The sequence below is a fragment of the Acinetobacter sp. SWBY1 genome (assembly GCF_002946595.1).
GTDB lineage: Bacteria > Pseudomonadota > Gammaproteobacteria > Pseudomonadales > Moraxellaceae > Acinetobacter > Acinetobacter towneri.
This window is the reverse complement of sequence record NZ_CP026616.1, coordinates 2,303,925-2,329,471: the sequence shown is the minus strand read 5'-3', so window position 1 is coordinate 2,329,471 and position 25,547 is coordinate 2,303,925. Positions and strand designations below refer to the sequence as shown.

20 protein-coding genes and 1 tRNA gene are annotated in these 25,547 nt (G+C 42.3%); 4 read left to right on the top strand and 17 right to left on the bottom strand.

Translation table 11 applies throughout. The features are described from left to right. Window positions 1-3: 3 nt before the first annotated feature. Complete coding sequence (locus tag C3Y93_RS11195) at window positions 4-1,524, top strand: hypothetical protein (protein ID WP_104852939.1); 1,521 nt, start codon at window positions 4-6, stop codon at window positions 1,522-1,524. A gap of 94 nt (window positions 1,525-1,618) precedes the next feature. Beyond that, entirely contained in the window at window positions 1,619-2,764 is a 1,146-nt protein-coding gene (locus C3Y93_RS11190) for a hypothetical protein (protein WP_104852938.1), read from the top strand. 140 nt (window positions 2,765-2,904) lie between these two features. Here C3Y93_RS11190 and htpG read toward each other — a convergent pair whose 3' ends face one another. The 5 genes from htpG to C3Y93_RS11165 all read right to left on the bottom strand — a co-directional run bounded on the left by htpG (window position 2,905) and on the right by C3Y93_RS11165 (window position 8,972). Next, entirely contained in the window at window positions 2,905-4,821 is a 1,917-nt protein-coding gene (gene htpG / locus C3Y93_RS11185; RefSeq protein ID WP_104852937.1) for a molecular chaperone HtpG, read from the bottom strand. 94 nt (window positions 4,822-4,915) lie between these two features. Beyond that, window positions 4,916-5,260: a lysozyme inhibitor LprI family protein gene (locus C3Y93_RS11180; RefSeq protein ID WP_104852936.1), complete on the bottom strand. Its 345-nt coding sequence runs from the start codon at window positions 5,258-5,260 to the stop codon at window positions 4,916-4,918. Between the two features lie 174 nt (window positions 5,261-5,434). After that, complete coding sequence (locus tag C3Y93_RS11175; RefSeq protein WP_104852935.1) at window positions 5,435-6,040, bottom strand: OmpW/AlkL family protein; 606 nt, start codon at window positions 6,038-6,040, stop codon at window positions 5,435-5,437. A 573-nt stretch (window positions 6,041-6,613) separates the two neighbouring features. Further along, complete coding sequence (locus C3Y93_RS11170) at window positions 6,614-7,990, bottom strand: Na+/H+ antiporter family protein (protein WP_104852934.1); 1,377 nt, start codon at window positions 7,988-7,990, stop codon at window positions 6,614-6,616. A 91-nt stretch (window positions 7,991-8,081) separates the two neighbouring features. Continuing rightward, entirely contained in the window at window positions 8,082-8,972 is an 891-nt protein-coding gene (locus tag C3Y93_RS11165; RefSeq protein WP_104853285.1) for an alpha/beta fold hydrolase, read from the bottom strand. 121 nt (window positions 8,973-9,093) lie between these two features. Between C3Y93_RS11165 and C3Y93_RS11160 the strand changes: the two genes are divergently transcribed. Next, the gene (locus C3Y93_RS11160) at window positions 9,094-9,579 is read left to right on the top strand and encodes a DUF4442 domain-containing protein (RefSeq protein ID WP_096902327.1); all 486 of its coding nucleotides are present in this window, start codon (window positions 9,094-9,096) and stop codon (window positions 9,577-9,579) included. 208 nt (window positions 9,580-9,787) lie between these two features. After that, window positions 9,788-10,639: an alpha/beta hydrolase gene (locus C3Y93_RS11155; protein ID WP_104852933.1), complete on the top strand. Its 852-nt coding sequence runs from the start codon at window positions 9,788-9,790 to the stop codon at window positions 10,637-10,639. A gap of 102 nt (window positions 10,640-10,741) precedes the next feature. Here the strand turns inward: C3Y93_RS11155 and C3Y93_RS11150 are convergent, their stop codons facing one another. From C3Y93_RS11150 to tuf, 12 genes are all read right to left on the bottom strand, one after another. Continuing rightward, window positions 10,742-11,098 carry a DNA transfer protein p32 gene (locus C3Y93_RS11150; protein WP_096902329.1) on the bottom strand — a complete coding sequence of 119 codons (357 nt, stop codon included), beginning with the start codon at window positions 11,096-11,098 and terminating at the stop codon, window positions 10,742-10,744. 109 nt (window positions 11,099-11,207) lie between these two features. Further along, complete coding sequence (locus C3Y93_RS11145) at window positions 11,208-11,768, bottom strand: hypothetical protein (RefSeq protein WP_096902330.1); 561 nt, start codon at window positions 11,766-11,768, stop codon at window positions 11,208-11,210. 151 nt (window positions 11,769-11,919) lie between these two features. Beyond that, window positions 11,920-16,119: a DNA-directed RNA polymerase subunit beta' gene (gene rpoC / locus C3Y93_RS11140; RefSeq protein WP_104853284.1), complete on the bottom strand. Its 4,200-nt coding sequence runs from the start codon at window positions 16,117-16,119 to the stop codon at window positions 11,920-11,922. Window positions 16,120-16,256: 137 nt separating this feature from the next. After that, complete coding sequence (gene rpoB / locus C3Y93_RS11135) at window positions 16,257-20,345, bottom strand: DNA-directed RNA polymerase subunit beta (RefSeq protein ID WP_104852932.1); 4,089 nt, start codon at window positions 20,343-20,345, stop codon at window positions 16,257-16,259. 307 nt (window positions 20,346-20,652) lie between these two features. Further along, complete coding sequence (gene rplL / locus C3Y93_RS11130; RefSeq protein WP_004975779.1) at window positions 20,653-21,024, bottom strand: 50S ribosomal protein L7/L12; 372 nt, start codon at window positions 21,022-21,024, stop codon at window positions 20,653-20,655. A gap of 48 nt (window positions 21,025-21,072) precedes the next feature. Next, window positions 21,073-21,579: a 50S ribosomal protein L10 gene (rplJ, locus tag C3Y93_RS11125; RefSeq protein ID WP_096902333.1), complete on the bottom strand. Its 507-nt coding sequence runs from the start codon at window positions 21,577-21,579 to the stop codon at window positions 21,073-21,075. Window positions 21,580-21,900: 321 nt separating this feature from the next. Next, a complete protein-coding gene (gene rplA / locus C3Y93_RS11120) occupies window positions 21,901-22,596 on the bottom strand; it encodes a 50S ribosomal protein L1 (RefSeq protein ID WP_004975774.1) in 696 nt (231 codons plus the stop codon). 3 nt (window positions 22,597-22,599) lie between these two features. Further along, a complete protein-coding gene (rplK, locus tag C3Y93_RS11115; protein WP_004975771.1) occupies window positions 22,600-23,028 on the bottom strand; it encodes a 50S ribosomal protein L11 in 429 nt (142 codons plus the stop codon). 116 nt (window positions 23,029-23,144) lie between these two features. Next, window positions 23,145-23,678: a transcription termination/antitermination protein NusG gene (gene nusG / locus C3Y93_RS11110; RefSeq protein WP_004975770.1), complete on the bottom strand. Its 534-nt coding sequence runs from the start codon at window positions 23,676-23,678 to the stop codon at window positions 23,145-23,147. A 7-nt stretch (window positions 23,679-23,685) separates the two neighbouring features. After that, window positions 23,686-24,126, bottom strand: coding sequence for a preprotein translocase subunit SecE (gene secE, locus C3Y93_RS11105; protein ID WP_004975769.1), 441 nt, complete (start codon window positions 24,124-24,126; stop codon window positions 23,686-23,688). A gap of 73 nt (window positions 24,127-24,199) precedes the next feature. Beyond that, a tRNA-Trp gene (locus C3Y93_RS11100) sits at window positions 24,200-24,275 on the bottom strand. Between the two features lie 51 nt (window positions 24,276-24,326). Beyond that, entirely contained in the window at window positions 24,327-25,517 is a 1,191-nt protein-coding gene (tuf, locus tag C3Y93_RS11095; RefSeq protein ID WP_004975768.1) for an elongation factor Tu, read from the bottom strand. Between the last annotated feature and the right edge of the window lie 30 nt (window positions 25,518-25,547).

Here is a 25,547-nt window from a genome sequence, read left to right as displayed (position 1 = left end):
TCAATGAATACACTAGAAAAATCACTGTTGATTAAAGAATTACACGACTTGATTGATGCTTTAACGCATAAAAGACTCAGTCTGTATGAAACAGCCAAAGCCAAAGCACGCATTAAAGAAATTTTTATGCTGTGCGATAAACCGATTTTTCAAAAACAGTTGCTCACATTTAAAGCCTCACAAAATCCAATTCAAACTGCGGTAACTTTTGCAGAACAAAGTTTATATGCACAATCTTTTCGTGGCTTATTTACACAACTTGAAGCACTTGAAACAGTACTTTATCAACAGCCTGAAGCAGGTTGGGCGATTTTGTATCAACCGAGAGCAGGTTGGCAAATTTGGTTAATTCCTGCTGCTGACCGCACTGCTTTACTAAGTGAGTTTCAAGATTTAGAGCAGGTCTATCGCTGGATGTTGGAACAGCAGCAACAATATCACTGCCTTCAAACCGATGCAGAACTCAAGCAAGCTGCTGTGCTAGAAGCTGCTCAAACTGTAACGATAGAAGCAGCACAAACTCAACCAATTTTTGCCACTGTAGACCCAGAAGAAAATAAAGCTGCAGATCCGCCAATTCAATTTGACTTTATTAGAGACCACATCGCTACAGAAGAAGTTGCCTCGTCTGATACTCAAGTTTTGGACGTGGCTAAAGATGAACTTACAATTGAACCGACAGCAGACCAAACGATCATTTCCAATGCAACATTGGATATAACTCAGCCTGATGCAACGACAATAGATACTGCCCAGATGACGGCTGGCACGCAAAAACCAAGCGTCAACCCAGCTTATAATCTATTGTTAAGCCAATATAGTTGCCCCATTTCTGCGCTCAATCTTAGCCAAAATGAGTCAGCACAGTTGTATCGGGTCTTTTTGCCTGAAGCGCCAGAAGTCACGCAATATGCCGATGTATTGGTGCATTTGTCTGATCCCGAAGAAGATCAGCAACAGGTGTTGGCGCGTGCGGTATATTTGGCAGAACAAACCAATACGCAAGGACGCTTTATTAAATATGTGGTACTGCTTGGCGCATTAGATCAAATGCAAGCGATTCGTTTGACTCAAAACTTTTGCCAACAGTTTGAACATGAAATTGCAGCAATACGTGAAATTTCTTGGGAAAAATTACAAGAACATTTATTTGATTTCGATCAGCTTTTTCAATGCTATAGTCATGATGCTCAAATCGTGTGGCAGCAAGAGCATTATTTTCCTTTCATTCCAATACAGCACATTCAAACTACTAAGTTTATTCAGTTTGAAGAAAGTGAAGCACAGAGTCATACCCCTTTGATTTTACTGAAAGAACGACAAAAAATTCGTGTGATTCATGGTCAAAAGCGCTTACAACTGTCCCGTACTGAACAAGCTGTACCGCACATTTTATTAGATCGACAACAAGGTATTAGTTGGCAAATGATTCAAAAAGTCATCTCCCAATTACAGCAACCGATTGATGCTTTGCAGTTATGCCAAGCACTTCAAATGTATCAAGAAAAAGAGGTTTCTGCCTAAAAACTGCCGTTTATATTATGATTTTGTAGCCAAGTCTTGCTTTTATCTCATAGATTTTCAACACTAACAAAAATGGCTTAAAGATCAGTAAATAATGTCAAGAATAAAGCACACATCGCCTTTTATATTAAGCTGTCTCTTAAGTGGGGTCGCAGGCATCACTTTTGCACAAGAATCAACTCAAGCAGTGGATCAAGCCCATACGTCACTGCCACCTTATGAATTGCCTGTCGCTCCGCCAAGTGCAGTAGATAAAAGCAGTTTTTATTACACGATTCCACGTTGGATTGATGCCACACCGACGGTGTTACCCGAACAATCCAATGAACCCATTGTACCTGCCACCGCAGAAACGGAACATTTAACTTGGTTCGATCAACGTCAAAAAAATATTCGCAACTGGGCAGATAAAACAGCACATAAACTGGATAACTGGTTTGGTGAACCAAGTCCTGAACAGCCTGCCTCAGCCACTTTGCGGGTTTTGGTCGATAGCAGTTGGGATAAGCATAATGAATATGAAGTCAAACCTCGTATTCGCGGGAAAATCAAACTGCCTACGCTTGAAAATAAACTCAGTGTGGTCTTTGGTGATGACTCGCTCGATAACGAATTGCAAAATAACGTCGCCATTACCAACGAAAACCCAGCGCATGATGCAGACAAAACTGTAGACAGCAAACGTAGCCGTGAAGACAACAGTTCTCTGGCATTACGTTGGTCGAACTTTGCCGAGCGTCTACCTTTTGAAACAGATGTCGATTTAGGGGTACGTTCTGGCGATGATATTTATCTGCGTTTAAAAGCCTCTAAAGACTGGACTTTGGAAAATGATTTCTCTTTTCATGCCGAACAAATTTATCGTTATGGCATCGACAGTGAAAATTATCTCAGAACCAACTTGGAGCTCACGCACGCACGCCCCAATCAGGCTTTCTTGTCCAATCAATTTAGCCTGACCTATGCCGATGAACAAGATGATGATTTGGTTTGGGACAACTACACCTTTAGACAACATCAATTCTTTGCAGGCAACCGCTTTAACTATGGCATTTATACAGGCGGTTATTATCACGATGATGACTTACGTTTAAATCGTTGGGGGCCATTTGTCTCTTGGCGTCAACCATTTTTACGTGAATGGTTCTTTATTCAGGGCGATGTCAATTATTTAAATGATGATCGCGCAGATCGTAATCATTATCTCGGTGCTTTAGTGCGTTTAGAAGCCATTTTCTAAACAGGTAACATCTACAATCAAGCCAAATTAAAAAACCAAGTCTTGCGAACAGGACTTGGTTTTTTTGCAAGATGATCTTGCAAGATGACGATGCATTATTTGTACAACGCATCATCGATCATGTTCATGCGAAAGCAGACTTACTTTAACAGTAAGCTATTAATACGTTTCACATATTCCGCTGGGTCTTCAGGCAAGCCACCTTCAGCAATCACAGCTTGATCAAAAATCACATGCGCCAAATCATCAAATTGATTGGAGTCCTGTAATTTTTTCACCAAAGGATGCTCTGGGTTGATTTCCAAAATTGGCTTCATATCAGGTACAGCTTGCCCTGCATCCTTCAACATACGAATCAATTGTGGTGACAGTTCACCTTCACCTGTTACCAAACAAGCAGGGGAATCAACCAAACGTGTAGTCACACGCACTTCTTTGGTTTTACCGCTTAAAGATGCAGACAATTGCTCAACCACAGGTTTAAATTGTTCTGCAGCCGCGTCTAAAGCTTTCTTCTCTTCAGCATCTTGTAGATCGCCTAAATCAACCGCACCTTTAGATACGTTTTGCATTCGCGTGCCATCAAACTCCTGCACAAAGTTCATCGCCCACTCGTCTACGCGTTCTGCCATCAACAACACTTCAATGCCTTTTTTCTTAAACAACTCCAACTGTGGAGAATGCTTTGCTGCGTTCAAGTTGTCTGCCGTAACGTAGTAAATGGCTTTCTGACCTTCTTTCATTCGCGCTTTATAGTCCGCCAATGAGGTACTGATGTCATCATTACTTGAAGTAGCGTAGCGTAATAATTTCAGGATACGTTCACGGTTGCCAAAGTCTTCGCCTAAGCCTTCTTTTAAAACTGAACCAAATTCTTGATAGAATTGCTTAAATTTTTCTTGGTCTTTTTCATCTTCAGACTTGGCTAAATTGTCCAACATGGTCAACACACGACGGGTATTGCCTTCGCGGATGGTTTTCACATCACGGCTTTCTTGCAATAACTCACGGCTCACGTTCAATGGCAAATCGGCGCTATCCACCACACCTTGTACAAAACGTAGATAGTTCGGGATCAGGTTGTCTGCCTCATCCATAATAAATACGCGCTTCACATACAATTTAATCCCCGCTTTGGCTTCACGAGTAAAAATGTTGTGCGGTGCTTTACTTGGCACATACAACAACTGAGTGTATTCAGTACTGCCTTCAACACGGTTATGCGCCCATGCCAATGGTGCGTCAAAATCGTGGCTAAGGTTTTTATAAAACTCAATGTACTGTTCTGCACTAATTTCGTTTTTATTGCGCGTCCACAACGCACTGGCCGAGTTAATTGCTTCCCACTCATCAGTTTTCACATACTGACCTGCTTTCGGTGTTTCACCTTCAGCTGCTTCTTCTTGCTGCCATACTTCTTTCTGCATTTGAATTGGCAAACTGATGTGATCAGAGTATTTATTGATGATCTGCTTAACTTTGTAGCTTTCTAAATAATCCAGCGCATCTTCACGCAAGTGCAGAATAATATCGGTACCCCGTTCTGCTTTGTGAATTTGCTCGACATCAAACTCGCCAGTACCCGCACTGCTCCAACGCACGGCTTCATCTGCAGCCAATCCTGCACGGCGTGATTCCACAGTAATTTTATCTGCCACGATAAAACCTGAATAGAAACCCACACCAAATTGACCAATCAATTGCGCATCGGCTTTTTGATCGCCCGTCAATTTTGACATAAAGTCTTTGGTGCCCGATTTGGCAATGGTACCCAAATGCTCAATCGCATCCTGCTGACTTAAACCAATGCCATTGTCTGAAATGGTCAGGGTTTTCTTGTCTTGATCTAAGCGGATACGCACACGTAAATCTGGATCATTTTCATAATATTCAGGATGGTTGATGCCTTCAAAACGTAATTTGTCGCAGGCATCCGATGCGTTAGAAATCAGTTCACGCAAGAAAATTTCAGGGTTGGAATAAAGAGAATGGGTCACCAAATGTAATAACTGCGCCACTTCGGCTTGGAAACTGTGTTTTTGGCTGTGCTCGCTCATTCATCACTCCTTAAATTCATAAACATGGTTATTGTTGGATGTGTTTATGAATTGGAGTGATTGCCTAATTTTTCAAGCCTAAACCCAGAAAAATTTAAAAAGGTGCACGTTGATAGACCTGATTTAAATGATCCTCTAATTTCTGCTGACGCAAATTATACACTTGGGTTAAACAATCGACGGAAGCGCCACAACGATCACGCAATTCTAACCAACGAAATTGTTCATCACGAATTTGTGAACGCGTCCCCATAGCGACCAAACGGCTAACAATACGATAGGTGGTTGCCATTTTCACATCGGCATCATTGACCGCACGATGTTCACAAATGGCATGTTCTGTTGGTGTTCTGGCTTTCTCACAAGAAAAACTCGCCGCATGCCCCGCGACACTCAGCATTAAACCAAGACACACTAACCAACCATATTTGATCGACATGAATGAATTCCTTATTTATTGTTCTTTACTTTATCTTTCAGACTGTAAATGAACATGGCATATGCTCTCAATTTTTTCGTTCACTACATTTGTTATTTTTTGCAATAAAAAAAACCCCACCCTAAAGATGGGGTTGCGCTGATTTTTATTATTATAAAGAGCTACATTTTATAATTAGAATTTGTAGCTATAACCGATGGTGTACACCATTGGGTCGATGTCTAAATCAAACTTTTTAATTCCTAATGCTGCAGCAGTATCATCAGTTAACGTAACTTCAGGACTTAATTGTGCATAACGTGCATCAAAGAATACACCCCAATTTTTCGCATCGGCAGGTTGGAAGTTAAAACCGATTTGACCTGCAAAACCAAAGTCTTCTTTTACATCTTTAACAACACCTTCTTCATCCCAAGCAACAAATGCCGTACCACCTACACCAATGTATGGTGTAAAACCAGTTGAATTTTTAAAGTGGTATTTAGCAGTTAACGTTGGCGGCAAATGCTTAATCTTCGCACCATTTTCACCATTCACGAGTACATCATGACTAATTGGTGTAGCCAACAATAGTTCTGCAGAGATATTGTCATTAAAGAAATATTCTACCGATGGTGTAAATGCATATTCATGATCAGCTTCTACATTCACTGCGCCATTTAGAATATCTGTATCTTGAGTTGGAGAAATAACCGAGCCACCAACTTTAACTTGCCATTGACCTGCCATAGCAGAAGCAGATATTCCCATTAATGCTATTAGAGCAACTTGCTTTAACATTTCAAAACCACCTTTAGAATAAAAATCTTAACGCTTAATTAATATTAAACACGACCACTATTAATATGCAACACATATTAAACACAATATTTAAATTATTTTATAAGCTATTCATTATTATATAAATTTATTTTAAATAGACTAAATTACTTGGTTTTAAAACCCGAGTTAATTAATAGAGTTTATATTATTATTTCCCGACTATATTACTCAATTTTATTTAAAAAATATATTAAAAGGTTTATTTAAAATACATCTTATATTTATTTAAAAATTAAAACAAATTTATTTTAAATAGATTAATTCACTCGGTTTTTATATTTTCAAAAAACAAAAAACCAATAAAAATTATTTAAATTAAATAAAGAGAATTAAAATCATCTTCATTCTAATATTAGAAGTTAATTACAACGAAAATGAATCATTCTGTTTGAAGATTTTAAATCGTGTATTGAGATTCAATCGGCAGATGCAAGGATGAATTTGAGAAAGATTCTTCTTGTCGTTTTAGCACGATGCTGCAACGTGCCCAACCTATTCTGAACACGTGCGCTTACACATTTTGGTGATGATTTACAGCACCATCGCAGCAATCCAACCAAAAATGATCAATGGGATATTAAAGTGAATAAAAGTCGGTACTACACTGTCCTTCATGTGGTCGTGCTGCCCATCCATATTTAAGCCCGAAGTTGGCCCTAATGTTGAATCCGATGCTGGAGAACCCGCATCTCCCAAGGCTGCTGCTGTGCCAATAATTGCAATGGTCGCTGCAGGACTAAAACCGAACTGCAAACATAAAGGCACATAAATAATTGCTAAAATAGGCACGGTAGAGAAAGATGAGCCAATCCCCAAGGTGATTAACAAACCAATCAATAACATTAAAAATGCAGCCAAAGCTTTGCTATTGCCAATCCATTCCACCGACGCTTCTACCAAAGCAGGCACTTGATTAGTCGCTTCAATCACTGAAGCGAAACCTTGTGCAGCAATCATAATAAAGCCGATGAGTGCCATCATACGCATACCTGTAATGATCACATCATCTGCTTCTTTCCATTTGAAAATTCCCGCACAGCTTAAAATGGCAACACCCACCAAACCTGCCAGAATCATCGAATCTGAATACAATTGCACCGCCAAGGTTGCAATAATCGCAAACACTGCCATCCACAAGGTAAATTTTGCAATCTGAGGCGCTTGTAGGGTTGGCGCGGTGGTATTTGCATTGAGCTCACTCGAAATGCTTTGGGTACGCTCTATTTGCACATCTTGATAATGTCGAGGCTTACGATAGCTCACAAATAACGCAAACAATAGACCAATAAACATCCCAAACACAGGAATAAACATGGCAGCAGGAATATCTTCATTTTGAATGGCAAAACCATACGGAGCACCAAAGGTGTTGATATTGTGCGCCAAAATATCATTCAGAAAGATTGCACCGAAACCCACAGGAACAAACATATAAGTGGCAACCAAACCAAAAGTCAGCAAACAAACCACTGCACGACGGTCTAGGTTTAAATGATTGAAAACACTTAATAAAGGTGGAATCAATACAGGAATAAATGCAATATGTACAGGGATTAAGTTTTGTGAGAAGACCGCTGCCAAAGCCACAGTAAAATAAATCAGATATTTAACGCGGTTCTGTACCTTAGTATTACTGCTACCTGTTAAAGTGCGAATCAGTTTGTAGGCCAATAAGTCAGGCAAACCTGAACGTGCCAAAGCCAAAGCAAATGCACCTAAAATACCGTAAGCAAGGGCAATTTTAGCGCCACCACCTAAGCCATTATTAAACGCATCTAAAGTGCCTTGTAAGCCTAAACCAGCCAGTAAACCACCTGAAACTGCACCAATAACCAAGGCAAAAACCACAGGCACACGAGCCAACGACAATCCGAACATGATTGCAATGGCAGCAAGAATTGCGAACATAAGAGATGAAAATTCAAAAAAGAAGCTATTTTATCAGAGATTATGCAGATTGGAGTTGACCAAACATTCAACTCCGACAAGCGTTTCTGATTTAAATTGCTGCAGCATGTGAATTTGCATGACCTAAAGCAAAATCACGGATGGCAGTAGCAACCGCTTGCGGCTGACTAAGAATCGCCCAGTGATTAGCAGCCAACTCCACACGTTGAAAATCATCTACCCAATGCGACATTTCATCAATCAATTCAGCACCTACAAATTGATCATATTTCAAGACAATAGCCTGCACAGGGCAAATTGCGTAACGCTGCCGCGGCTTCAATAAACGTGGCATAAAATTAGCGCGATATAAATTGACGCCATATCGCCCATCTTTACTGATATTAGGATTGACCGGAATATCTTGATCACGTTCTAAACGCATCACTACCTGACGCCACTGCTTTGGTTGAAAGAACTGCCAAACTGCAGGCGCAAGTGCAGGAAGTTGGAAAGCAGCAATATACCAAGATTTACGCATTTGTTTGAAAAATTTAATTTTATTTTCAGAAAACTGCTTACGCATCCAAAACGCTGCATGATCCAAACATGGGCCTGAAATAGTACTGTAAGATAAAATTCGTCCTTTTAAATCTGGATCAGTTACAGCTTCCCAAGACTGAATTGAACCCCAGTCATGAGCTGCCAAGTGAAATGCACGCTGCCCCAAAACGGCATTAGCAACAGCCATTAAATCTGCAGCCAATTGAGCCAAGCTATAGGCACGAATGGATTTGGGAATGGAGGATTGTCCCGCACCACGTACATCGTAACTCACCACATAAAAATCTTGTACCAACACGGCAATCACGCGTTTCCAGACTTCTTGGTTATCTGGATAGCCATGCAGCAAAATCAATGCAGGTGCCGTTTTTTCCCCCCAAGTTTTGACATAGAGCTGTTGACGATCAGAGGTTTCAACCCATAGCGTTTGCGCTTGCATAAACATCTTTTTTATTTTTATTCACCTTTGTTGCACTCAGCATAACAAAACATGCCATATTGATGCCTAAATTTTAGACTAATATAAGGCATCCAGACTTGAAAGATATAGTTAAAATCATATGAATCTGCTTAAAAAACTACAAAGTATTCCACTTATTTCTAAATATTTTTTAAATCGTTATGCACCCTATCGCGGTGCAGGTATTGAAATTGATCAAATCGATTTAGCCAACCACCATGTCCGTGTCAAAATGCCACTCACCCGCAAAAATCAAAATATTGTCGGCGTACATTTTGGCGGCAGCCTCTATTCCATGGTCGATCCTTTCTATATGCTCATTCTGATGCATCACTTGGGTTCAACATATATTGTTTGGGATAAAGCGGCAACGATTCATTTCCTCGCCCCAGGACGCAGTACGGTGTATGCCGATATTCGCCTGAGTGCCGCTGAAGTCGAGGAAATCAAACAGATCGCAGAAGACTATGCGCCTCTGACACGTCAATATACGCTCAATATTGTCGATGAATCAGGTGTACGAATTGCAGAAGTGCATAAAACGTTATATATCCGACGTAAAAAGCCCAAAGCCGTAGCAACGTAATTTTTAGCTCACATAAAAACGCAGAATCTAATGATTCTGCATTGTTGGTAATATTATTTTAATCAAAAGACAAAAAGATCAATGTCACCGACAAACTTCTCTACTCTTTTTAAGCAGGTATGAATCAATTAACGTATTACTGTTGATACATCAGTGGATCATAAAAATTATAAACATTGATAATATTTAAAATTAAAGGATTATTAAAATGAAAAAAAATCTTGTGCCAATCTTTTCCCTACTTTGTTTCTATTCATCGACATCGCTCCATGCTTTGGAGCCGAATACATTTACCAAAGTGCAGACTTTGAAAAATGTGGCTTATGGATCTCATCCTCAACAAGTGATGGATGTCTATTTCCCTGCCAAAGTACTCACAGATCAAACACCAGCCCCGCTCATGATGATGGTCCATGGCGGTGCTTGGAAAATGGGTGATAAAAATCATGCTGCTGTGGTCAAAAATAAGCTGAGTTACTGGACCAAGCAAAACTGGATTTTTGTGTCTATCAACTATAGATTAGTTCCGGATGTGACCGTACAGCAGCAAACTCAGGATATCGCCCAAGCGCTTATTTATATCCAAAATCAGGCACCGCATTGGCATGCTGACTCAAAACGCTTGGTGCTGATGGGACATTCTGCGGGCGCACACCTGGTCAGTCTATTAACCGTTCGCCCCCATTGGCTGGCACCCCAGCCACAGCCTTGGCGTGCTACAGTTGCTTTAGATAGCGCGACTTATGATATAGAAAAGATAATGCAAACACGTCATGCACGTTTTTATGATCAAGCCTTTGGTGATCAACCTTCCAACTGGAAAGCCCTTTCTCCGATAGCTCAGCTACATCAAGCTTTACCTGCATTTCTCGCGGTGTGCTCAACCATCCGTGCAGATCAACCCTGTACTCAAGCTCGACAATTTATTCAACAAGCACAGAAATTCGGAACTCAAACCCAGTTATTGCCTGTCCGACTTTCACATGCTGAAATCAACAAGTCATTGGGACAAAATAATGCTTATACTCAAGCAGTCAATCAATTTATCCAAACGCATTAATTTTTCAGCTAGCGCATAAAAAACGCAGAATCATAAGACTCTGCGTTGGATGTACTGAAATATAAATACTTCAGTAGGATGGCATGGCTGTTCGTATTCAGATTAACGCTTTTGCTCGATGGCTGCACCAGCACCACCACCAACAGCACCACCGATTGCAGCGCCTGCATTACCACCTATCACTTCTTTACCTAAAATTGAACCAATCGCACCGCCAATTCCACTATAGGTTGCGTTACGGTTAGAACCATCTTGGGTTTTACTTCCAACTGCTGCACCTGCACCTGCGCCTGCTGCTGCACCAACACTACCACCTACGCTGTTACCCGCTGCGCCACCAACGGCACCGCCTAATGCTGCTGCACCAATACGTTGGTCATTTGAACTCATGCTCTCACAACCCGCCATTAACATGGTCGATACAGTTGCAACTGCCAATACGCTAAATACTTTTTTCATCGCGATGTCTCCCCGCTGTTGTTGATTTTAAGTGTAGTGCATCTTGCGGCATCAACTTTGAAAAATCTGTTACCAAGCACAGTAAGATATGAGTATTTCTGTAAAATGCTTAAGGCATCATAAAGGATTCTGTACCCTCTTCTTCAAGTACCACCACATCACGTGTGGTTTTACCATCTTCAGTAAACACAGCATGAGAAACTGTTTCTTTGCTTTCAGGCGTTTTGACCCGATCCAGTTTTAATGTGCGATGAATTGGCGCCTGCCCCTGCTTATATTCCATGCCTTCTGCATCAATCGTTTTCACTTCAGAAATGACTTTACCATCCTGCTTTAGGGTTTTATTCAACTCAATTTTTGAGGTTGGTACAATCACCCCACCTTTTTGAATCACAGGAATACCCAATTGTTTCTCTGAAAACTGTGCTTGATCATCATCAAAAACAACTTCCTTTGCCACAATATCTTTACCCTGATTGCTCACTTCAAAAATCGTGGCTTCTACATGGCGTATAGGCTTTTCACCTGTCACTGTACGAATCACTTCAGTTTTTAGAATAGGCACAATGGCTTTGTCTTTCACCACAATGCTGTTTGGCATTGGTGCAGCCGAAACAGACACACTCAGTAGCATTGTCGATAAACACAGTGTCAGTCCTCTAAATTGCATAAGCTATCCCCTTAGTTTTCTTGATATTTTTAAATTGTTCTTAATTCACTATATGCAATATTGCGGCTTTATTAAAGCAAAATATGCAACTAAAACGTTGGCAAAAAAAAGACGCCTCGAAAGGCGTCTTTAAATGATGCTTTAAAACGAATTAGAGATCGTTAAATTCATCGCTAAATGCTTGGCTTAATGCTTGATCTACATCAGAGAAATCATTCACTAATGCCAATTCAGCAGCTTCAGCTTCTTGACGACGACGCTCTAAGTGGTAAGCAAGACCCGTACCTGCTGGGATCAAACGACCCACAACAACGTTCTCTTTCAAGCCACGTAAATCATCTTCTTTACCTGTTACAGCCGCTTCAGTTAACACACGTGTAGTTTCCTGGAACGATGCAGCAGAAATGAACGAGTCTGTTGAAAGCGATGCTTTGGTGATACCCATCAATTGACGTTCAAACTTCGCTGGGAACTTGTTTTGTGCAAGTACAGCTTGGTTTTCTTGTACCACGCGAATGTAATCCACTTGTTCGCCTTTGATGAAGCTCGTATCGCCACCATCAGTGATTTCAACTTTACGCAACATTTGACGCACGATGACTTCAATGTGCTTATCGTTAATTTTTACACCTTGTAAGCGGTAAACGTCTTGAACTTCGTTCACGATGTAGTTGGTTAATGCCACTTCACCTTTCAAGCGTAAGATGTCATGTGGGTTTTGTGGACCATCAGAAATGGTTTCACCACGGTTCACATGCTCACCTTCAAACACGTTGATGTTACGCCATTTTGGAATCAACTCTTCGTAAATCTCAGAGCCATCATCTGGTGTAATCACTAAACGGTTCTTACCTTTGGTTTCTTTACCAAAGCTCACGATACCTGACACTTCTGCAAGAATCGCATGCTCTTTTGGTTTACGTGCTTCAAATAAGTCTGCAACGCGTGGTAAACCACCGGTAATATCACGAGTACGTGAAGATTCTTGTGGTACACGACCAATAACGTCACCCACACCGATATTTTCGCCATCACGGACAGAAAGAATCGTGTTCTGTGGCAAGAAGTAGAACTGTTCGCCACCATCCACAGTGTCTAATACCACAGCAGGACGTAAGTCTTTACCTGACGCAGGACGTGAAGTCACTGGCAAGATTTCAACTGTGGTCATACCTGTTGCATCATCAGTTTTCGAGGTTGCAGTCACGCCATCAGCAATTTGGCTGAAACGGATTTTACCCGCAACTTCGGTCACAAGTGGATGCGTGTGTGGATCCCAAGTCGCCACAATACCGCCAGCTTCTACCGCTTCGCCATCTTTGAGCAAGATTGACGCACCGTATGGCAGTTTATAACGCTCACGCTCACGACCTAACTCATCGGCAATACCAATTTCACCTGAACGTGAAACAGATACCAAGTGACCTTTAGCGTGTTGTACAGTTTTCACGTTATGGAAACGTACTGAACCTTTGTTACGCACTTGTACGCTATTGGCTGCAGAAGTTCGGCTTGCCGCACCACCCACGTGGAATGTACGCATGGTTAACTGTGTACCTGGCTCACCAATCGATTGAGCAGCCATTACACCCACCGATTCACCTGGATTCACCAAGTGACCACGTGCTAGGTCACGACCATAACACTTCGCACATACACCAAAGGTCGATTCACAAGATACCACTGAACGTACTTTTACTTCATCGACACCTTGCTCTTCTAAGAAGTTAGCAAGTTTTTCATCAATGAGTGTGTTACGTGGCAGAATAACTTCGTCTGAACCCGCTTTCTTCACATCTTCTGCAGTTACACGACCTAATACACGCGTACCAAGGTTTTCAATGACATCACCACCTTGAATGAATGGTGTCATCACTAAACCGCCATAAGTACCGCAATCTGGCTCAGTAATTACCAAGTCTTGTGCAACGTCAACCAAACGACGTGTCAAGTAACCTGAGTTCGCTGTTTTCAATGCGGTATCGGCCAAACCTTTACGCGCACCGTGAGTTGAAATGAAGTACTGAAGTACCGTCAAACCTTCACGGAAGTTCGCTTTAATTGGCGTTTCAATGATCGAACCATCTGGTTTCGCCATCAAACCACGCATACCCGCCAACTGACGAATCTGTGCCGCACTACCACGCGCACCTGAATCCGACATCATGTAGATCGAGTTGAATGATTTTTGCTTCTCGTCTTCACCCTGTTTGTTTTTAACAGTGGTAAATGACAAGTTGTCCATCATCGCTTTAGCAACTTGGTCGTTGGTACGTGCCCAAATATCGACCACTTTGTTATAACGCTCACCCGCAGTTACGAAGCCTTGCTCGAACTGTTGTTCAATTTCACGAACTTCAGTTTCTGCTTTTTCAATAATTGCTTGTTTTTGTGGTGGAATAACCATGTCTTCCATACCCACAGAAACACCTGAACGTGTCGCTTGACGGAAGCCCAAGTACATCAATTGGTCTGCAAAAATAACCGTGTCTTTTAGACCTAATTTACGGTAGCAAGAGTTGATTAACTTTGAGATGTTCTTTTTGTTCATCTCTAGGTTAATTTGCTCGAAGCTTAAACCTTCAGGCACAACTTCCCAAAGCAAGCAGCGACCTGGTGTCGTATCTACAACAATAGTTTGTTGCTCACGCTCACCATTTTCATTGATTACGGTTTGGTGTACACGTGCTTTTACGCGAGCGTGTAAGTCAACTTGACCCGTTGCAAGTGCACGGTTTACTTCGTGCGTATCTGCAAACACCATGTCTTCACCTTTGGCATTGATTGCATCACGCGTGATGTAATACAAGCCCAAGACAACGTCCTGAGATGGTACGATGATTGGCTCACCGTTCGCAGGAGACAAGATGTTGTTGGTCGACATCATTAACGCACGCGCTTCTAATTGCGCTTCAAGTGTTAATGGTACGTGTACCGCCATTTGGTCACCGTCGAAGTCAGCGTTGAACGCAGCACAAACGAGTGGGTGTAAACGGATGGCTTTACCTTCAATCAGGATCGGTTCAAATGCTTGAAGACCTAAACGGTGAAGTGTAGGCGCACGGTTCAACATCACTGGGTGTTGACGAATGACAGATGCAAGAACGTCCCAAACTTCTGGCGTTTCACGCTCAACCATTTTCTTCGCAGCTTTAATGGTGGTTGCTTGACCTGAAGCTTGTAATTTTGCAAAGATGAATGGCTTGAACAGTTCAAGTGCCATTTTCTTCGGAAGACCACACTGGTGTAAACGTAGGTTTGGACCAACGGTAATCACCGAACGACCTGAATAGTCAACACGCTTACCAAGTAAGTTTTGACGGAAACGACCTTGCTTACCTTTGATCATATCTGCCAAAGATTTAAGCGGACGCTTGTTTGAACCTGTGATTGCACGACCACGACGACCGTTATCTAACAAGGCATCAACAGACTCTTGTAACATACGTTTTTCGTTACGTACGATGATGTCTGGCGCTGCAAGGTCAAGAAGACGCTTCAAACGGTTGTTACGGTTAATCACACGACGATAAAGATCGTTCAAGTCAGAAGTCGCAAAACGACCACCTTCAAGTGGAACCAACGGGCGAAGATCTGGTGGAAGTACAGGCAGTACATTCATCACCATCCATTCAGGCTTGTTGTTCGACTCTTTGAACGCTTCCATCAACTTCAAACGCTTAGAGGCTTTTTTCAGCTTAGTTTCTGAAGTTGTTTGTGGAATTTCTTCACGTAAACGAGCAATTTCAGCTTCAAGATCGATGTCTTTTAACAAGTCTTGAACTGCTTCAGCACCCATTTTCGCAGTGAATTCATCACCATGCTCTTCTAGAGCATTGAAGTATTCTTCGTCATTGAGAAGTTGATATTTCTCAAATGGCGTCATACCTGGGTCAGTAACCACATAAGATTCGAAATACAATACGCGCTCGATATCACGTAAAGTCATATCAAGTAATAAACCAATACGGCTTGGTAATGATTTCAAGAACCAAATGTGTGCAACTGGAGAAGCTAGTTCGATGTGACCCATACGCTCACGACGAACTTTTGCAGTCGTTACTTCTACGCCACATTTTTCACAAATGACGCCTTTGTATTTCATACGCTTGTATTTACCACACAAGCATTCGTAATCTTTTACTGGACCAAAAATTTTGGCACAGAATAAACCATCACGTTCTGGTTTGAACGTACGATAGTTAATGGTTTCTGGCTTTTTAACTTCACCGTGAGACCATGACTTAATCATTTCTGGTGACGCAAGACCAATACGGATGCGATCAAACTCTACTGGAGCATGACCGTCTGAATCCGTCTTTTTGCGCATGATATCGAGCAAGTCTTTCAATTTTTTTCTCCGTGTGCTGGGCGCTTGGTTTTCACAGCCCAACTGGGTCACAAATATTGTTTTTTAACTGAATCATCCACCCTTGCCCATTTAAAACGGTGAGAAGCTTGGCTTCGCAAGGGGGATGCAATGGTTACTTAGTCACCATTTTTCAGTTCAATGTTGATACCTAAAGAACGGATCTCTTTGGTCAATACGTTAAATGATTCAGGCATGCCCGGATCCATATAATGGTTGCCATCTACAATGTTCTTATAGATGCGGGTACGACCTTCAACGTCATCCGACTTCACAGTGAGCATTTCTTGCAGCGTATAAGCAGCACCGTATGCTTCAAGTGCCCAGACTTCCATCTCACCGAAACGCTGACCACCGAATTGTGCCTTACCACCTAACGGCTGTTGCGTTACAAGTGAGTAAGAACCTGTAGAACGTGCGTGCATCTTGTCATCCACCAAGTGGTTGAGTTTGAGCATGTACATATAACCTACAGTCACAGGACGGTCGAATTTCTCGCCTGTACGTCCATCATACAATACGGTCTGACCAGAACGTGGTAATTCAGCAAGTTCAAGCAATTCTTTGATTTGACCTTCTTCAGCACCATCAAATACTGGAGTAGCCAACGGAACACCTGCACGTAAGTTGCCAGCCAATACCAAGATTTCATCATCAGTTAAGCTGTCAAGATCTTCTTGCTCGCCACCAACTTTGTTATAAATCTTGTCTAGGAACTCACGTAGTTCAGCAATTTCACGTTGTTGTTTGAGCATTTTATCAATTTGCTCACCCAAACCTTTGGCTGCCATACCCAAGTGTGTTTCAAGAATCTGACCCACGTTCATACGCGATGGTACGCCTAGTGGGTTCAATACGATATCTACTGGTACACCGTTAGCATCGTGCGGCATGTCTTCTACAGGCAAGATGTTTGATACAACACCTTTGTTACCGTGACGACCCGCCATCTTGTCACCCGGTTGGATGCGACGCTTAACAGCAAGATAAACTTTAACAACTTTCAACACGCCTGTAGTGAGCTCATCGCCTGTAGAAAGTTTACGTTTCTTCTCAGCAAATTTCTCATCAATTTCAAAGCTCTTCTCTTTCAAGAAGGTTTGAATTTGCGTTAAGCGTTCAGCAATCGCTTCATCACTTGGTTGAATTTCAAGTAAATCCACTAAAGCCAAGCCTGACAACATATCTTCAGAAAGCTTGTCGCCACGTTTGGTTGTACCGCCACCGTTAGACTCTTGACCTTTTAATAAGCGGATAATACGTTCACGCGCTGCTTCTTCAAAGATTTTGTATTCTTCTTTCAAGTCTTTGCGGTATGCATCAAGTTGTGCTTTTTCAATCGCTTGTGCACGTTCGTCTTTTTCTAGACCATCACGGGTAAAGACTTGAACGTCAATCACAGTACCTTTAGTACCTGATGGAACGCGCAATGATGAATCTTTCACATCTGCGGCTTTTTCACCGAAGATTGCACGAAGCAATTTTTCTTCAGGCGTTAACTGAGTTTCACCCTTAGGCGTTACTTTACCAACAAGAATGTCGCCTGCAGTCACTTCAGCACCAATGTAAACGATACCAGACTCGTCTAGTTTAGACAGTGCAGCTTCGCCCACGTTTGGAATATCAGCTGTGATTTCTTCCGCACCCAATTTGGTATCACGTGCAACACATGACAATTCTTGAATGTGAATCGAAGTTAAACGGTCTTCTTGAAGTACACGCTCAGAAAGCAAGATCGAGTCTTCGTAGTTATAGCCATTCCAAGTCATGAACGCGACACGCATGTTCTGACCGAGTGCAAGCTCACCGCCATCTGTAGATGGACCGTCAGCCAATACATCACCACGACCTACCTTATCACCCATCTTCACCAAAACTTTTTGGTTAATACAAGTGTTTTGGTTTGAACGTGTGTATTTGATCAGGTTGTAGATATCTACACCTGCTTCACCCGCGATCATTTCTTCTTCGTTCACACGAATGACTACACGTGAAGCATCGACATATTCAATACGACCACCACGGTTTGCAATCACACATACACCTGAGTCATGTGCTACGTTCGCTTCCATCCCTGTACCCACAAGTGGTTTATCAGCGATAAGCGTCGGAACAGCCTGACGTTGCATGTTCGATCCCATCAAGGCACGGTTGGCGTCATCGTGCTCAAGGAATGGAATCAGTGATGCTGCTACAGATACAACCTGCTGTGCAGAAACGTCCATGTGCGTCACGCGCTCTGGCGGCATACGCACGAAGTCACCTTGGTGACGTACAGATACGAATTCTTCTGTTAAATTGCCATCTTGGTCTACGCTTGAGTCCGCTTGCGCAATGATCGTGCCCACTTCTTCAATTGCAGATAAATACTCAACCTCATCGGTTACACGACCATCAACCACTTTACGGTATGGCGTTTCCAAGAAGCCAAAATTATTACATTTTGCATAAACAGAAAGCGAGTTGATCAAACCAATGTTTGGACCTTCAGGCGTTTCAATTGGACACACACGACCATAGTGAGTTTGGTGTACGTCACGTACCTCAAAGCCTGCACGTTCACGTGTCAAACCACCTGGACCAAGCGCAGATACGCGACGCTTGTGGGTAATTTCAGACAACGGGTTGTTTTGGTCCATGAACTGAGACAATTGGCTTGAACCAAAGAATTCTTTGATTGCAGCAGCCACTGGCTTCGCATTGATTAAATCTTGCGGAGACAGGTTGTCTGTTTCAGCTTGTGACAAACGCTCTTTTACAGCACGCTCAACACGTACCAAACCAACACGGAATTGGTTTTCAGTCATCTCGCCCACTGAACGTACGCGACGGTTACCCAAGTGGTCGATATCGTCGACTTCACCTTTACCGTTACGGATTTCGATCAATGTTTTAAGTACATCGGTAATGTCTTCGTTAGACAAAATACCTTCAACTTCACGTGATTTCTGATCTGTACCCACTTCGTAAGGACGACCCAAACGACGGTTGAACTTCATACGACCTACTGGCGATAAATCATAACGCTCAGAAGAGAAGAACAAGTTATTGAACAGATTTTCAGCGGCTTCTTTCGTCGGTGGCTCACCTGGACGCATCACTTTGTAGATTTCTACCAAAGCATCTTCACGACCAACAGTTGTATCTGCACGTAAGGTGTCCGCAATGAACGAACCACGGTCGATGTCATTGGTGAATAGGATGTTAAATTGTTTAACACCACCTTCTGCAAGTTTCACCATGATTTCATGGCTTAACAAGGTGTTTGCAGCAATCACATCGCCATCTTTTAGCTGGATGTCTTCTGCAGTAATACGTTCGTACAAGTACTCATCAGGAACTGAAAGCTTCTCAAGACCAGCTGCTTCCATTTGACGTACGTGACGCGCATTAATGCGTTTACCTTGCTCAACAATCACTTTGCCGTCAGTATCAGTGATGTCAAATTGTGCCATTTCGCCACGTAAGCGTTCTGGGACAAGGTCAATTTGGTAGCTACCCATGTCTAAATAGACAGGTACTTTCTCAAAGAACAAGTCTAGGATTTGTTCATTGCTATAGCCCAATGCACGCAACACTACAGTCGCAAGCAATTTACGACGACGGTCAATACGCACATAAACGAGGTCTTTGGCATCGAATTCAAAGTCTAACCATGAGCCACGGTAAGGAATAATGCGTGCTGAATACAACACTTTACCGCTCGAGTGGGTCTTACCTTTATCATGGTCAAAGAACACGCCTGGTGAACGGTGTAATTGAGAAACAATTACACGCTCAGTACCGTTAATCACAAAGGTACCGTTATCCGTCATCAATGGCATTTCGCCCATGTAGACTTCTTGCTCACGCACATCTTTGATTGATTTCGTTTCACGATCTTTAATGATCAAACGAATTTTTACGCGCATTGGTGCCGCATAAGTTGAGCCGCGAAGAATACACTCACGTACATCAAACTCTGGCTTACCAAGACTATACTCAACAAATTCTAAAGCAGCATTGCCAGAATAACTTTCTATAGGAAAAACTGAACGAAATGCGGCTTGGAGACCGATATCTTCGCGGCTTTTTGGAGTTTTGCCATCTTGAAGGAAAGTACGGTACGAGTCGACTTGAATCGAAAGCAAGTACGGTGCATCCATTACTTGGGGCAATTTACCAAAATTCTTACGGATCCGTTTCTTTTCGGTATATGAGTATGCCATCTGGAGTCCTCGGAAAGTAAACTAAACCCGCCTGCAGAACGGGTTTAGAAGGAATTACGCAGGCCGATATGGCCACCACTCTTTACAAATGCTGCAATTTTTAGTGGTATTAAAACGCTTAACAATATTTTTAAATGTGGAAAAATATTGGTAAGCGTTTGATTTTATTGATTTATATTGTTTTCGATGGTTTTCCCATCATTCAAACAAAAATCGAGCCGATAATTGTAACGCAAAAAGGCTGATGACCCAAGAGCCATCAGCCATTTTTTGGAGTCGATTATAAAAAAATCGACTCCCCTTAAGATTACTTAAGTGTAACTGTAGCACCAGCTTCTTCAAGTTTCTTCTTAAGCTCTTCACCTTCTTCTTTAGAAACAGCTTCTTTGATCACTGAAGGAGCGCCTTCAACGATGTCTTTAGCTTCTTTAAGACCAAGGCCAGTAGCTTCACGAACTGCTTTAATTACAGCAACTTTGTTCGCACCGAAAGAAGTCAACTCAACGTTGAATTCAGATTGCTCTTCTGCAGCAGCAGCGCCAGCGCCTGGAGCAGCAGCAACAGCAACAGCAGCAGCTGATACATTGAATTTCTCTTCAAAAGCAGAGATAAGTTCAACAAGTTCAAGAACAGTTTTTTCAGCAACTGCGTTTAAGATTTCTTCGTTAGTTAAAGCCATGAGAATAACTCCAAATGGAAATTGAATGGTGTGGAAATAAATTTAAGCTTATGCAGCTTCTGACTCGTTTTTCTCTTTGAGCGCAGTAATAAGGCGACCCAATTTCGAAATAGGAGCTTGAAGAACGTTTGCAAGCATAGTAAGCGCTTTTTCTTGGTTCGGAAGATTCGCAATTACGCTAACTTCAGCACCTTGATAAAGTTTGCCGTCAAATGCAGCAGCTTTAAGTTCAAATGCTTTATTCGTTTTAGCGAATTCTTCGAACAAGCGTGCAGCTGCACCCATGTCGTCTTCAGAAGTTGAGAAAGCTAAAATTGTTGGGCCAACAAGGTTGTCGTTCAAGATCGTGAATTGCGTATCTTGAAAAGCACGTTTAGCCAAAGTATTACGTACAACACGTGTAGTAACACCTAATTTACGCGCTTCAACACGTAGAGCCGTTAATTGCTCAACGCTCATACCTTGATAGTCAGCAACAACAGCAGAGAACGCTTTAGAAGCAACTTCGTTAACTTCTGCTACGATCTGTTTTTTGTCTTCGATAAGAAGAGCCATTGTAAAACCTCCTAACGGTGATTTATGTGCTTACGTGAAGCACACTCCCAATTCGTAAATTCATTGCTGAACTTACACGCGGAGGAGGAATAAATCACACCACCGCGTCTACCCAGGCTGGAAGATTAAGAAAGCAGCATAAAACTACTCTCGCCTGAGGTCTTTGACGCTGATAAATTCTCATTTACCAATTCAAAGTCCGCCTGAATGTCCCCCTCTCCTGCTAGGAGAGGGTTAGGGAGAGGGTTAACCCTCATCCCGACCTTCTCCCAGAGGGAGAAGGAGACTTTTCAGGACTTTAAAATTCTTTCTAAGTCAGACTTAGTTAGAAACGTTCTGTACATCAATAACAAGACCAGGACCCATAGTAGAGCTCAAAGTGATCTTTTTGATGTATACGCCTTTAGAAGTTGCAGGCTTTAACTTTTTCAAGTCAGCAACTAAGGTTTCAACGTTTGAACGAACTGCTTCAGCAGTAAAGCCAACTTGACCAATCGCAGCGTGGATAATACCCGCTTTGTCTACACGGTAACGCGCTTGACCTGCTTTTGCATTTTTAACTGCAGTCGCAACGTCAGGAGTTACAGTACCCACTTTAGGGTTTGGCATTAAGCCACGTGGACCAAGAATCGTACCCAACTTACCTACTACGCGCATTGCATCCGGAGCTGCAATCACAACGTCAAAGTCAAGGTTACCCGCTTGAATGCTTTCAGCTAAGTCGTCGAAACCAACTACGTCTGCGCCTTCAGCTTTAGCAGCTTCTGCAGCAGCACCTTGAGCGAAAACAGCTACACGTACAGTTTTACCAGTACCTGCAGGAAGTGTAGTCGCACCACGAACAACCTGATCAGATTTACGTGGGTCAACACCTAGGTTTACCGCAACATCCAAAGATTCTTTGAATTTAGCAGCAGGAAGGTTGTTTAGAACTTCAACTGCTTCTTCCAAAGTGTAAACTTTGTTTGCTTCTACAGCAGCAGCAATGGCTTTTTGACGTTTAGTTAACTTTGCCATGTCTTATAGCTCCACATCCAAGCCCATAGAACGTGCAGAACCAGCAATGGTACGCACACGTGCTTCTAAATCAGCACCAGTTAAATCTGGTTCTTTAGTAGTCGCGATTTCTTCTAATTGAGCACGAGTCAACTTACCAACTTTGTTTTTGTTAGGTACAGCTGAACCCTTTTGAATGCCTGCAGCTTTCTTAAGAAGAATTGCAGCAGGAGGAGTTTTCATGATGAATGTGAACGACTTGTCGTTGTACACAGTGATCACTACAGGAATTGGCAAACCCGGTTCAACTTTTTGTGTAGCAGCATTGAATTCTTTACAGAATGCCATGATGTTAACACCACGTTGACCTAATGCAGGACCAATTGGTGGAGATGGATTCGCTTTACCAGCTGGAACTTGCAGCTTGATATAGCCGTCAATCTTCTTAGCCATTTCAAATTACCTCTGGGTACAAACGCCGCTAGGCTCCCCAATATTTTAAGTAACGATACCGTTACAACAACAATGCCCGATTCATCATAAATCGGGCGTTTTCCAACCACTCAAACTTAAACGGATTTTTCGACTTGACGAAATTCCAGCTCAACCTGAGTAGGTCGATTAAATACATTAATTGTCAACGTTAAACGTGACTTCTCGTATTGAACTTCTTCCACCACGCCTTTAAAGTCGGTGAATGGACCATCAATCACAAGTAATTCTTCGCCTGGTTCAAACATCGTCTTCGGACGAGGTGCTTCACCAGTATTGCGTACACGTGCAAGAATCGCGTCAGCTTCTTTTTGCGTAATTGGGGCAGGCTTTTCTGCTGTACCACCAATAAAACCTAAAACTTTTGGACACTCTTTAACAATGTGCCAAGTTTCATCGTTCATTTCCATTTCAACCAATACATAGCCTGGAAAGAACTTACGCTCTGACTTACGTTTCTTACCATCCTTCATTTCTACCACTTCTTCGGTAGGAACAAGGACTTCACCAAAGCTATCGGCAACAGCGCTACGCTGGATTCGATCATTAAGCGAACGCATCACTTGTTTTTCATAACCTGAGTAGGCATGAATAATGTACCAACGTTTCATAGCTCTTTTACCCGATAATTAACTTGATTGCCCAGCCTAACAAATAGTCAAAACACCACAATACAATTGAAGTGACTACAACAACAATCAATACATGCCATGACGTTGTTACAGTTTCCTGTTTAGTAGGCCAAGTGACTCGACGTAACTCAATACGTGAATCTTTAAGCAAACGAACAAAGCCTTTGCCTTGATGGGTGGCGTATAATAAACCTAAAGCCACAACGATACAAGCCAAAATTACCCCAACACGCACCCAAATATCATTGGCTGGTGCCCAATACGCAGGAAGATGCTGATTCACCATCATCGAAGCGATGAATAAAATCAAAGCGATACCCCACAACACGTAGTCTAATGGAGAACTCGATTGAACAACTTCAGCAGAATTATTTCTTTGAGGGATTGGCGCGTCGCTTAATGCGTCACGCGATTTATCATTCGACATTTTTGTACTCGTCGTAGAATTCGCGACTTATTATATGACTAGATTAGCCGACATCAAGCTTTTTTAAAAAAAGTGGCAGGCCAGGAGGGACTCGAACCCCCAACATTCGGTTTTGGAGACCGACGCTCTACCAATTGAACTACTGACCTACAAAACAGAACGAGAGCCAAAGCTCTCGACCTGTTTAACACATTCTATAATTATGCTGTTACTTTAGCAACAACACCCGCACCTACAGTACGACCACCTTCACGGATCGCAAAACGTAGACCTGGGTCCATTGCGATTGGGTGGATTAATTCTACTGACATTTCAACGTTGTCACCTGGCATTACCATTTCAACGCCTTCTTTCAACTGGATTGCACCAGTTACGTCAGTTGTACGGAAATAGAATTGTGGACGGTAACCGTTAAGGAATGGAGTGTGACGACCACCCTCTTCTTTAGAAAGTACGTATACTTCCGCATCGAATTTAGTGTGTGGCTTGATTGTACCTGGTTTAGCAAGTACTTGACCACGTTGTACGTCTTCACGCTTAGTACCACGTAAAAGAACACCACAGTTCTCGCCCGCACGACCTTCGTCAAGAAGTTTACGGAACATTTCTACGCCAGTTACAGTTGTTTTAACTGTGTCTTTGATACCAACGATTTCAACTTCTTCGCCTACTTTCACGATACCAGTTTCTACACGGCCAGTTACTACTGTACCACGACCAGAAATAGAGAATACGTCTTCGATTGGCATTAAGAATGCTTGATCGATTGCACGTACTGGCTCTGGGATGTAAGTATCAAGCGCTTCAACAAGAGCAACTACAGCATCTTCGCCATATTGACCTGATTCACCGTTAAGTGCAGCAAGTGCTGAACCACGGATTACTGGAGTGTCGTCGCCCGGGAAGTCGTAAGTAGAAAGAAGTTCACGAACTTCCATTTCAACTAATTCGATTAACTCTTCGTCATCTACGATATCGCATTTGTTTAAGAATACGATGATGTAAGGTACACCTACCTGACGAGAAAGAAGGATGTGTTCACGAGTTTGTGGCATTGGACCATCAGTCGCTGAACAAACAAGGATCGCACCATCCATCTGAGCAGCACCAGTGATCATGTTTTTAACATAGTCGGCGTGACCTGGGCAGTCTACGTGCGCGTAGTGACGAGTTGGAGAGTCGTATTCTACGTGAGAAGTATTAATTGTAATACCACGTGCTTTTTCTTCTGGTGCAGAGTCGATAGCAGCGTAATCTTTCGCTTCACCACCAAACTTACGTGCACATACTGTAGCAATCGCAGCTGTTAAAGTTGTTTTACCATGGTCAACGTGACCGATTGTGCCCACGTTAACGTGTGGCTTATTACGTTCAAACTTAGCCTTAGCCATGTTCATCTTCCTCGTTTACGTCGAACACAA